The sequence below is a fragment of the Acinetobacter sp. 18QD2AZ41W genome (assembly GCF_009829025.1).
In the GTDB taxonomy this organism is placed as follows: Bacteria; Pseudomonadota; Gammaproteobacteria; order Pseudomonadales; family Moraxellaceae; genus Acinetobacter; species Acinetobacter pseudolwoffii.
Window position 1 is genome coordinate 1 of the sequence record NZ_WURP01000021.1, and the last position, 11,806, is coordinate 11,806.

An 11,806-nucleotide genomic window follows, 5' to 3' on the forward strand; every position below is an offset into this window, starting at 1 on the left:
ATAGAAGAATTACTGCCACATCGCTGGAAATCCAACTCAAATTAAAAAAATAGGCATGGGGTTCAGCGGACGCTTACTCTGGATGAAACTTACGTAAAAGTGAATGGCAAATGGGCATATCTATACCGTGCAGTTGACCAACGTGGCCATACTCTTGATTTCTATCTTTCTGCTAGACGAAATACCCATTCAGCTTATTGTTTTCTTGGTAAGATTTTGAATCATGTCAAAAAATGGCAGATTCCACGAGTCATAAACACTGATAAGGCTCATACCTATGGCCGTGCTTTGTCGCGACTAAAACAGGAAGGAAAGTGTCCTGAAGACCTGGAGCATCGACAGATTAAATACAAGAATAACGTGATTGAATGTGATCATGGCAAGCTCAAACGGATCATCAAGGCTACGTTGGGATTCAAGTCTATGAAAACGGCTTATGCCACAATTAAAGGTATTGAGGTTATGCGTGCTCTACGCAAAGGACAAGCTTCATTATTTTATAACGGTAATATTCTAGGAGAAGTTTGGCTAGTAAATAGAGTTTTCGGTCTCTAAGCTTTTTTGAAGGGAAAATCATCGACTCAGATCCCTATTTGCAACAGTGCCCACCCAAGTTGTCACTTAAATTTGAATGGATTGGGGAAAACTCAGCTTTTGAATGTTTATGCAACAAAGCCGGTTTTAGTTATAAACTTATTCATTCAGGAATTATATTGCTGAATGAATAAGTCTAATTGATTTATTTATGCAACCCAACTATTCATTTGATTCATTTGATTCATTTGATTCATTTGATTCATTTGATTCATTTGATTCATTTGATTCATTTGATTCATTTGATTCATTTGATTCATTTGATTCATTTGATTCATTATTTTTAACTTGTTTTTGTTTAGAATTTTCAACTTTAGAAGCTTTTAAATTCTTTTCAAGAAATAACAAGCCGCCATCTGCATAACTAAAACTTGCGATACTAAAGAATGCACTAATTAACAGTAATTTAGTACAAAATTTATTTTTGAATAGCATGTTTATTTACTCTCATTTAATACTTGTTAGATATTCTAACTTTAAAGAATTAACACCCAGAGGACTCATAAATTACATTCTTGTAATTTTAAAATGTCTCAGGATGGTGTTTAAAGTGCGTGTGATAAATAGAAGTGTAATACAGGAAAATGGTAAGGTTTATCAGCCTAGTCATCTGTCCATTATGTAGAAAGAGCAGCACTTTAATGTTTATGCTGTTCCAATGTATTACATTCCTTACTTTCTATTTGTAACGTAATTTCAGTAATACTATGATTATGTTTTAGAACGTCTAAGGCCTTTTGATAGAGCTGATCTGGATCGCTATTAGGAGCAACCAAATGAGCAGTTAAATGAATGTTTTTTGAAGATATAGCCCAGACTTTCAACTGATGAATCCCTTCAACACCCTCTAGCATCAATAAATCATTTCTTAACGACTCAATATCAATCTCATCAGGAACCCCTTCAAGCAAAATATGGATACTTTGTTTTAATAAAACCCAAGTTCGAGGTAAAACCCAGAAGCCAATTAACACAGCGATTACGGTATCTACCCACATCCACTGGGTAAAATAAATGACCACTCCTCCGATAATCACGCCTATCGATCCCAGTGCATCACTAAGGACTTCTAAATATGCGCCTTTCACATTTAGACTTTCTTGAGCACTCGCAGAAAGGATTTTCATTGAAATCAAATTTATGACCAAACCAATGACTGCGACAATCATCATTCCAACACTTTGAATTTCAGCAGGATGCGTAAAGCGTTGGTAAGCTTCATAGACAATATATATCGCCACCACAAAAAGCATCACTGCATTAAACAGAGCCGCTAAAATTTCGAATCGCTGATAGCCAAAAGTTCTTTTATCATCTGCGGCTTTTTTACCAATTTTGATAGCAGCAAGAGCAATAGCTAATGCGGCTACATCAGTAAACATGTGAGCGGCATCAGACAGTAATGCTAAACTTTGGGTAATAAAAGCAGCGACAACTTCTACTATTAAGAAAGTAGTCGTTAAACCCAAAGCAAACATTAATTTCTTACTATTTCCTTCAGTAACAACCGCATGGCTATGATCATGATGTTCTGACATAAAATTTTCCTTATTCAATCCATGATTAGCAGAGATACTTGAGACAGACCCAATATCTCTGCTAAAAATTGCTTAATCTAATGGATTAAGAAGCTTTCTTTTCATTCATCCACCGGTACAGTACAGGCAATAAAACCAATGTAAGCAGGGTAGAGGAGATAATTCCTCCAATGACTACAGTCGCTAAAGGTCTCTGTACCTCTGCCCCAGTACCGGTTGCCAAAGCCATCGGAACAAACCCAAGGGAAGCAACACAAGCGGTCATTAACACAGGTCTTAAACGCAATATTGCACCTTGCCACGTTGCATAATAAAGGTCATATTGCTGTCGCAGCTCTTTGATAAAGGTAAGCATCACTAAGCCATTCAGTACAGCCACCCCCGATAGTGCAATGAAGCCAACGCCTGCTGACATGGATAATGGAATGTCACGCAACCACAACGCGATTAAGCCTCCACTCAAGGCAAACGGTACACCACTAAAGACCAGTAAGCTTTCTTTGATGTTGTGAAATACAGCCATCAATAGAATAAAGATCGTCAACAATGCGAGCGGAACCACCAATTGCATACGCGCTTTTGCAGACATCAGATTTTGAAATTGACCGCCATAATCTATCCAATAACCGCTTGGTAATTCCTGTTTGGATAACGTGCTCTGAAGCTCTGTTACGAATGAGCCTAAATCACGTCCTTCTACATTTGCAGTAATAACCACTCGACGTTTACCATTTTCACGGCTGACCTGATTAATACCCAGGATATTTTCAACGCGTGCCACATCTTGCAGTTGGACTAAGCCACCATTCGGCAATTGAACAGGAAGTAGCGCTAACTGTTCAGGACTACGTTGGGAGTCATCTAGACGAATCACAAAATCAAAACGCTTGTCTCCCTGTAAAATGGTTCCAACATTTTGACCACCGACACTTGTCGCCACCAGATCCTGAATTGCTCTTACCGACAAGCCGTATTGTGCTGCTCTGGACTTATCAACTTCTACATTCAACAAGGGTAAGCCGCTGGTTTGCTCTACATTAACGGCTGTCGCGCCTGAAATTGATTTAATTTTCTGAGAAATCTTATTCGCTTCACGATTCAGAATTTCCATATCATCGCCAAATAACTTGACACCCACATCACTTCGCACCCCTGAAATCAACTCGTTAAAACGCAGTTCAATGGGTTGCGAGAACTCACTGTTATTTCCCGGCAATGTCGCTAAGAAAGTAATCATTCTTTGGCGAAGCTCATCAATCGTTTGTTTTGGATCAGGCCATTCATCATGAGGTTTTAACAGTACCACGCCATCTGAAATGTTGGGTGGCATGACATCTGTGGCCACTTCTGCTGTACCGGTACGGGCAAAGATTGCTTTAATTTCAGGAAATTCTTTCAACAGTAACTTTTCAGTATTTTCCTGCATTCTCAGTGACTGTTCTAACCCTGTACTTGGGGAACGCATTTGCTGAACAGCAAAATCACCTTCACCCAGTTGAGGTGCAAACTCGCTACCTGTTTGAGTAGCTAGCACACCCGTAAGCACTAAAATACAGGCAGCCACAATAGTCACAAATAAACGAAGCTCATAGGCTCTATCTAAAAGCAATTCATATTTGGTTTTAAGCCAATGCATCCAGCGACTTTCGGTTTCCTTGACTTCTCCAGTGACAAATAGGGCAACTGCGGCTGGCACAAAAGTGACAGATAAAATCATGGCCCCAATTAAAGCCAGTACAACCGTCATTGCCATAGGATGGAAAAGTTTGGCTTCTACACCCGTCAGGGTAAAGATAGGTAGATAAACTACCAAAATAATTAACTGTCCAAAGATGAGAGGACGACGCGCCTGTTTTGCAGCCAAGAAGACTTCTTTAAATCTTTCAGAACGGCTAAGTAAACCACCTTTCAGCTTCTGAGCTTCTGCTAGCCGACGGATACAGTTTTCTACAATAACCACTGCACCATCAATAATAATACCGAAGTCCAGTGCCCCTAAACTCATCAGATTTGCACTAATCTTCTGCTCTGCCATTCCCGTCAAGGTAAACAGCATTGACAGTGGAATAACGCAAGCCGTGATCAGCGCAGCACGGAAATTACCTAGAAAGAGAAATAAAATAACAATGACGAGGATTGCACCCTCAATCAAATTTTTCTGAACGGTTTTGATCGCCCGATCAACCAAATGCGTACGGTCATACACAGTCTCAATCACCACACCTTTAGGTAGCGATTGCTGGATCGATTGCACCTTTTCATCAATGGCTTGAGCAACGGTACGGCTATTTTCTCCCATCATCATCATGGCAATACCCAATACAGTTTCTTCACCATTATAGGTTGCAGCCCCTGTTCTTAAGTCATGACCAATTGAGACATTGGCGACATCTGCCACCCGAATAGGATAGCCGTTTTTATTGGTAATACTGATGTTCTGGATATCTTCAATCGTGTTTAAAGTGCCGGGAACACGAACCGTTAGCTGTTGTCCATTTTTCTCAATATAGCCAGCACCACGGTTTTCATTATTCTCTGTTAAGGCAGTTTGTAAATCAGACAAAGGAATTTGCAATTGTTGCAATCGGTTCAGATCAGGGGCAACCACATAGGTTTTATTAAAGCCACCGATACTGTTGATCTCCGCAACGCCTTTTACGCGCTGTAATTGCGGTCTTACAATCCAATCCTGAATTTCACGTAAATCCATCGCCGAATAAGGGGTTCCATCCGGCTTTTTAGCATTTGGTTCGGCTTTAATCACCCATTGATAGATTTCACCTAAACCTGTCGAAATAGGCGACATGGTCGGTTGCACATCTTCAGGCATTTCTCCCATTGCTTCTTGCAAGCGCTGGTTGATGAGCTGTCTGGCCCAGTAGATATCAGTACCATCTTCAAAAATGATGGTCACTTGCGATAAACCATAGCGTGAAATAGAGCGGGTTTGTTCCATATTCGGCATGCCTGACATGGCATTCTCGATAGGATAGGTAATCCGCTGTTCCATCTCCAAAGCAGTAAAGCCATTGGCAGAAGTGTTGATCTGTACTTGTGTATTGGTGATATCAGGCACGGCATCAATCGGCAGCTTTTGATAGCTGTAAATGCCTACGCCAATCCAGGCCACAATAAACAGCATGACCCAGATGGCATTATGAATTGAAAACTGGATCAGTCGATCAAACAGTCCTTCAGGCTTTATTGACTCATTATTAGATATTTGAGAATTTTCAGTGCCCATGTGAAGCCTCTCCTTTTTCCATTTCAGATTTCAGTAAGAAACTACCTTGAGCGGCATATTTTTGTCCCTGATTAAGCCCATTTACCACTTCAATCCACTGGCTCTCCCCAGATGACTGACCTAATTTCACCGGCTGCGGACTGAATTCAACTTTCTGTCCATGTTGAGTGGCGACAAAAACCACATCCTTTCCATCGATATTCTGAACTGCTGACTTAAGCACCCGTAATGCGGTACTTTCACTCTTTTGTTGCAGCAGTACGTTTACCATCAAGTTTGGACGTAATTCGGTTGCATTCGATTCAACTTTTGCTCGAACCTGAAGACGACCCGTTTGAGTATCCGCTTCAGTATTTAAAGTCTGGATAACTGCCTGATAGACCTTTTCAGTTTGCAAGGATTTAAATTCGATCTTTTGATTCGGGGCTAAACCCATAATTTCAGAATTTGGAACAATAAACTCAAGCCAGAGCTGATCTAACCGGTCTATAGTAAAGAGCTGATCGGCTAACTGAACATTTTCTCCGAGCACCAAATCCTTTTTACTGATCACGCCGGAAATGGGGGCTTTCAAAATATAGCGCCCGTTACTGGTATTCACAGCACCAAACGCACTTAAACGTGATTGGGCCGATTGGACCTGAATTTGCGCCCGTTTATAGCTGTTGTAAGCACGTTGATAGTCCTGTTTTGCTGAAATACCCTGTGACCACAGCTGACGCTCACGCTCGAAGTCCTGTTTCGCCAGTTCAAGGTTGGTTTGTTCAATTTTTAGATTGGCCTGCTGATCGACTAAATCAGGAACAAGCAACGTGGCCAAAGACTGTCCTTTCTGAACTTTTTGGCCGAGTTCTACATAGACATTTTCGACATGACCACTAAAACTCGGAGAGACATGCGCTTGCTGGTCGGTATTCACGTTAAGTTTTGCTGGATAAGAACTTAATTTAACCACCGGACCTTGATCGACTGCTGATAACTGTATGCCTTGTTCAACCAGTTGCTTGGCCGTCAGGCTCACGCCTTCTGCATGCTCTTCGGTTTCACCGCCATGTTCCTCTTTGCCTTCTTCACTTCCATGTTCCTCTGCGCCTTCTTCCTCTGCATGTTCATCTGATGTTTCAGATTTATTCTTACCCGACAAGATCAAGAAAATACTGAGTAGTACGGTTGCGCCGATGACCAAACCAATCAGTAGAGGTTGAGAGATTTTTCCGCTCTGTTTTTTTAAGCTGTTTTTAAGATCGAACATGTTAATTTCCCCCACCAATGACAGGCATGGCCTGTATGTCTTGCCATAAGTTTTGATTGATTTGTGCAATAGCATCTTTCGACATGACTTCACTTGGGCTAATGCCTAAGCTCAAACTTTCTGCTTCAATGGCCTTTTGCCAGCCATCCCGTAACAACTGGACTTTACGCAGACGGATGTCTTGTAATTGAAGCGTGGCTTGCTGAACATCGGTTAAAGCAAACTTGCCTGCCAAGAAACCTTGTAGCGTCTTACTTTGAACTTGAGTCGCCAAAGGAATTTGAGTCTCGTCAACGACTTTGAATTGCAGCTCTAAACCCTGCAACTCGGTTAAAATTGTGCCTATTTGCAGCGCATTTTGCTTTAGATAAAACTCTTTCTGACGCTCTAATAAGTTCATTTTTTCTTGCGCGATTTTTATGCCATTTTGCTGACGATCGAAAATATTAAGCGGTACACTGACTCCGACTACTAATTGATTTTGTGTGGAGTTTTCCAAGGATTGGGTGCGGTTGACACCTAGGTTTAAAGTGGGGTTAGGACGTGCCTTTGCCCTTAGTTGATCAACCGTTGCTTGAGACTCTAATACCAGTAAAGCTCGATATTTCTCAACGTAGTTTTCCGCTAAATATTCTTGAACCTGCTGATGAGTCGATTTTGGCCAGAGCTTTTGTGAAGAGAGGTTTACCTGCAATGACTTATCAGAGGTTCCCCATAAATTTGATAATTGTTGGGTGGCCACTTGGACTTGTAAGTCGGCCTGTCTAAAAAGACGGATATTTTCAGCATGACTTAAACGTGCGCGATTCACATCTACTTGCGCGATACCGCCCGCAGTAAAGCGCTTCTCGATCGCTTTAAGGTTTTCTTCGCTCACCCGAAGTTGTTCATTGACAATGTTTCTTTCAAGTTCGGCAATGGCCAGTTGTGACCATACATATTTCACTGCAAGCTCAATTTGCGCTTGATAAATCTTCTGCTTCAGTGCTGTTTTATCTGTAGAGAGACTGGCTAATTTTTGGTTTGCTTTTCGCTCACCAAAAATATCCAAGGGTTGTGATATGCCAATGGTAAGCTCTTTTTCATTATTTGAACCAAATCCCGTTTGTTCAACTGACAGTTCAGGATTTTTAAACAGCTTACTTTGCTGAAGATTCGTGGCATTAATGCTGTTTTGCGTTTCCCAGAAATTTTGGGACGCTTGATACTGGTTGACCTGATCAATGGCTTGTCGCAGCGTTAAATCTTGAGTACTGGCGACTACAGAAGTACTCAAGCTGATCATTGCTGATAGCAAGACACCTGTACGGAATGCTGACCAGGATAAATTCAGGATGGAGGTATCCTGATGTAATTTGTTTTTTGACATGAAAATGCCCCACGCATAATGAAATTAGGAGTGGTGGGCTTTTATAAGACTACCCCACCAATAGTAGGGGCAAATCGGGAGGCGGGGTTAATTGATTCAGATAAGGGGATTTATAAAAAGTTATTCCCAAATAAGTTGGGGTAATGCCGGTCTCAAAATTAGCTTTAAGCTTCAGATCATCGGGTGGGTCAATCTGAATCACGATTGTATTTGAGAAATGACTGCACTTTTCGTTAAAACAAACCTTCTGACAATAGTCATAGATTTCTTTATAGTTTTCTAGGGAATAAAGTGCTTGACTAGGACTATCACTCTTTTCGTCTAAATCGATTGGATTAGAGAGTATTGAATTGGGTATGTTTGGCATTTCATGCAGACACGCAGCCTCTGCCACACTCCAAATATTCTGGAATGTGAATAAGAGTACCAATATCTGGATTAGAAATGTTTTTCTCTTCATACACAAATCTGTATTTAAAACACCAATAAGAAGCTGTCCAGATCTATCAAAGATCTGATCACAGAATTTGAGTAACCTTAAACCTTTTGCAGCCTTAAGTAAAGATATACAGAGTTTTTGAAAAAAGCATAGGTCTAGATAATCAAGCTAGATTTTTTAAAACTCCACATTGGTCAATTGTACATAAACCATCACAAGTACCTCTTAAATCAGATAGTTGTTCAATAAGCTTTTGTTGCTTGATTATATTTTCTCTGATAGCACTGACATGTAAGTCAATTAATTCATTCACATCTGAACAATTTTTCTCAGGTTTGTCTTTATAGGTAAGTAATTGACGAATTTCATTCAAACTCATATTTAAAGTTCGGCAATTCAAAATAAATTTAATTCGCTCAACATAGCCTACATCGTAAAGGCGGTAATTTCCTTCCATTCTTTCCGGTTCCGGAATTAAACCTTCCTTTTCATAAAACCTAATTGTTAATACTGAACATGAGGTTTTTTTAGAGAGTTCACCAATTTTTAAATGCATTGAGTTAGTATTTCCAAAGATTCTTGACTCTATAGTAACTATAGGGATTCTAATATTCAAAGTTTATAATTTTTTTAATGGGTATAATTATGAGTGGTTGTGGATGTAGTAAAGAAACACCATGCGAAGATAAGAAATCTCAACAAGAAAATCATCCATCAATTGCAGAAGCAAACAATTCAAAGAATTGTGATAATACGCTTAGCTGTTGTGGTGAAGAGGAAGAAAAAAAATCTTCATCTCCTTGCTGTAACACTTCAAACAGTTGTGAAGATACCGCACAATCCTGTTGTGGTTCTGATCCCAAAGAAAATTTAAGCACTGAAGACGTTTTAAAAGATTCGCACTACATGAGTGAATACTTAGTTCCCAAAATGGATTGTTCTGCGGAAGAACAGATGGTTCGTATGGCGCTATCTTCAATTGATGGTGTTCAAAAACTCATCTTTGATTTACCTAACCGTTCTTTAAAGGTTCTACATAATCAAAAAGATGAAAATATAACCACCAAACTTGAAGGACTGGGTTTTGGGGCAAAGCTTGTGAAGACTGAAACTTATATAAGCAATCAACAGGCCAAGCAAACAAGTACCTACACCATTCCTAAAATGGATTGCTCTGCTGAAGAGCAAATGGTCCGTATGACTCTTGCAGATCTTGAAGCAGTTAAAGGTCTTACTTTTGATCTTCCCAATCGAAAACTGAAAGTCTTCCATAATGAAGGGATTCAGCAAATTACGGCTAAACTCGAAGGACTGGGTTTTGGGGCGAAACTTGATGAAATACAGCTTTCTTCAGGCGATATACCTAATGAACCTGATCCTGTGAGACAAGCTAAAGTACTTAAACTGTTATTAGGTATTAATGCTCTACTTTTCTTTATAGAATTCATCAGCGGTATTATTGCTGCGTCTACAGGATTGATTGCTGATTCTCTAGATATGTTTGCCGATGCAGCCGTTTATGGTATTGCGCTATATGCCGTCGGAAAAGCTGCGAAATATCAAATAAAAGCAGCCCATTTCGCAGGTTGGATTCAGTTATTACTTGCTGTTATCGTGATTGTTGATGTCATTAGACGATTCATGTTTGGAAGCGAGCCAGAATCAACGCTCATGATTGTTATTGGCCTGCTCGCACTTATAGCTAACGTGACATGCTTATATCTTATTTCTGGTCATCGAGAAGATGGCGCACATATGAAAGCCAGTTGGATTTTCTCGGCGAATGACGTTGTCGTAAATATGGGCGTTATATTTGCCGGTGTACTCGTGGCGTGGACGGGATCAGCTTATCCAGACTTAATCATTGGCATACTGGTTTCTTTATTCGTACTTAATGGTGCCCGAAAAATTTTGGCTTTGAAGTAAGGTACAACAAGAGTTATACCGAGCGAACCAATACTAAAAACCCCAGCAGGATGCCGGGGTTTTTTCTTTTCTAAACATCTGGGGTGATTGATTAAATGGTCATCTAAAATCAGTATGATAGTTCAATCTCCCCCCTCGAATAGGCTTTTTCATAGATTTATCACATTCCCTCATTTTCATAAGCTAAACTAAATATAGTCGAAAATTCAATTGAGTTATTCCCCGGCTTTTAAATAGCGGTATACCGCTTGACGACTAATACCGAATGCCTGACCTAATGCCATTTTTGAAGGATATTTCCCTTCCTTCCATGCTTGTCGTAAAGCTTCAGCCTGCTCAGGTTTCAATTTATGTACCCGACCTTTGTACTTCCCTTGAGCTGATGCCAGTTTAATTCCTTCCTTTTGCCGCTCCAGAATAATCTCACGTTCGAACTGTGCAAAAGCACCCATCAGTTGCAGCATCAAATTATCCATCGGAGTGGATTGGGCCGTAAAAGTAATATTTTCTTTTACAAACTGGATGGAGATCCCTCGTTTGACCAGTTTATCTACTTCAGTCACCAAATCTTTTAAGCTTCGCGCAAAACGATCCATGGAATGTACTATCACCTGGTCTCCTTCCCGGACATAATTCAACATTTCTTGAAATTTCGGTCGGTCGGTATTTTTACCTGACGCACGATCAACAAAAATCCGGTCGACTTCAATTCCCTCAAGTTGACGTCCAGTGTTTTGCTCGACAGAACTGACCCGGACATACCCTACTTTTTGGCCTTTCACTTTTTCACGCCCCAATTGAAGAAAAATGAACAATTTCGTAAATTATAAATTTTTAATACCAAAGTTACATGTTATATATGATTAAAAATCATTTAAATGGTACATAATTTTACGAACTTTTAGGCTGTTACTTTAGGGTATACTCTAAAGATACATTCAAGCTTATAAAATACGATAAGTGACTTTTGCAAGATATCTTGTATTCGAATCAGTCATCTTAAAAGTGGGTTTGCCTTATGTCTAGAATTTTGGTGGCTATTCACTTTTTAGTTGGAAAAACTTTGATGTAATTGAATAATGTAAAGATTTACAAGTAAATATCTAATAAAATATGGTTAGCTTTTATCTTATGTATTCCGGCACTGTTGCAAATAGAAATTTGAGTCGATGATGTTCCCTTTAAAAAGTGCTTAGAGACCGAAAACTCTATTCACCAGATAGACTTCACCCTGAGGCTGACCATAATAAAATGACGAAGCTTGGCCTTTACGTAGTGCACGCATGACTTCAATACCTTTAATTGTGGCATAAGCCGTCTTCATAGATTTGAATCCTAACGTGGCCCTGATGATCCGCTTTAGCTTACCATGATCACATTCAATCACGTTATTTTTATACTTAATCTGCCTGTGCTCAAGGTCTGGTGGACATTTACCTTCCCG

The 11,806-nt window shown here is 39.9% G+C and carries 9 protein-coding genes and 2 pseudogenes; 2 read left to right on the plus strand and 9 right to left on the minus strand.

The features are described from left to right. Nucleotides 1-78: 78 nt before the first annotated feature. Nucleotides 79-555 (plus strand): annotated as a pseudogene (locus tag GVV58_RS14400) (IS6-like element IS1007 family transposase); the annotation flags it as partial. 294 nt (nucleotides 556-849) lie between these two features. Here the strand turns inward: GVV58_RS14400 and GVV58_RS14405 are convergent. The 7 genes and pseudogenes from GVV58_RS14405 to cadR all read right to left on the minus strand — a co-directional run. Continuing rightward, nucleotides 850-1,029: pseudogene (locus GVV58_RS14405) on the minus strand (hypothetical protein); the annotation flags it as partial. Between the two features lie 203 nt (nucleotides 1,030-1,232). Further along, nucleotides 1,233-2,132, minus strand: coding sequence for a cation diffusion facilitator family transporter (locus GVV58_RS14410; protein WP_004665978.1), 900 nt, complete (start codon nucleotides 2,130-2,132; stop codon nucleotides 1,233-1,235). 85 nt (nucleotides 2,133-2,217) lie between these two features. Then, nucleotides 2,218-5,376 carry a CusA/CzcA family heavy metal efflux RND transporter gene (locus GVV58_RS14415; RefSeq protein WP_159516817.1) on the minus strand — a complete coding sequence of 1,053 codons (3,159 nt, stop codon included), beginning with the start codon at nucleotides 5,374-5,376 and terminating at the stop codon, nucleotides 2,218-2,220. Further along, nucleotides 5,366-6,628: an efflux RND transporter periplasmic adaptor subunit gene (locus GVV58_RS14420; RefSeq protein WP_071851559.1), complete on the minus strand. Its 1,263-nt coding sequence runs from the start codon at nucleotides 6,626-6,628 to the stop codon at nucleotides 5,366-5,368. The genes GVV58_RS14415 and GVV58_RS14420 overlap by 11 nt, the downstream gene beginning before the upstream one ends. A gap of 1 nt (nucleotide 6,629) precedes the next feature. Continuing rightward, nucleotides 6,630-7,997 (minus strand): TolC family protein, encoded by a 1,368-nt coding sequence (locus GVV58_RS14425; protein WP_159516818.1) that lies wholly within the window; start codon nucleotides 7,995-7,997, stop codon nucleotides 6,630-6,632. Nucleotides 7,998-8,046: 49 nt separating this feature from the next. Continuing rightward, entirely contained in the window at nucleotides 8,047-8,457 is a 411-nt protein-coding gene (locus tag GVV58_RS14430) for a hypothetical protein (RefSeq protein ID WP_159516819.1), read from the minus strand. Nucleotides 8,458-8,599: 142 nt separating this feature from the next. Further along, a complete protein-coding gene (gene cadR / locus GVV58_RS14435; protein ID WP_159516820.1) occupies nucleotides 8,600-8,992 on the minus strand; it encodes a Cd(II)/Pb(II)-responsive transcriptional regulator in 393 nt (130 codons plus the stop codon). Nucleotides 8,993-9,081: 89 nt separating this feature from the next. Between cadR and GVV58_RS14440 the strand changes: the two genes are divergently transcribed. Next, a complete protein-coding gene (locus GVV58_RS14440; protein WP_159516821.1) occupies nucleotides 9,082-10,362 on the plus strand; it encodes a cation diffusion facilitator family transporter in 1,281 nt (426 codons plus the stop codon). 215 nt (nucleotides 10,363-10,577) lie between these two features. Here GVV58_RS14440 and GVV58_RS14445 read toward each other — a convergent pair whose 3' ends face one another. Continuing rightward, the gene (locus tag GVV58_RS14445; protein ID WP_104470814.1) at nucleotides 10,578-11,144 is read right to left on the minus strand and encodes a recombinase family protein; all 567 of its coding nucleotides are present in this window, start codon (nucleotides 11,142-11,144) and stop codon (nucleotides 10,578-10,580) included. A gap of 410 nt (nucleotides 11,145-11,554) precedes the next feature. Then, on the minus strand, nucleotides 11,555-11,806 hold a 252-nt coding region (locus GVV58_RS14450), incomplete at its 5' end, for a DDE-type integrase/transposase/recombinase (RefSeq protein ID WP_159139036.1).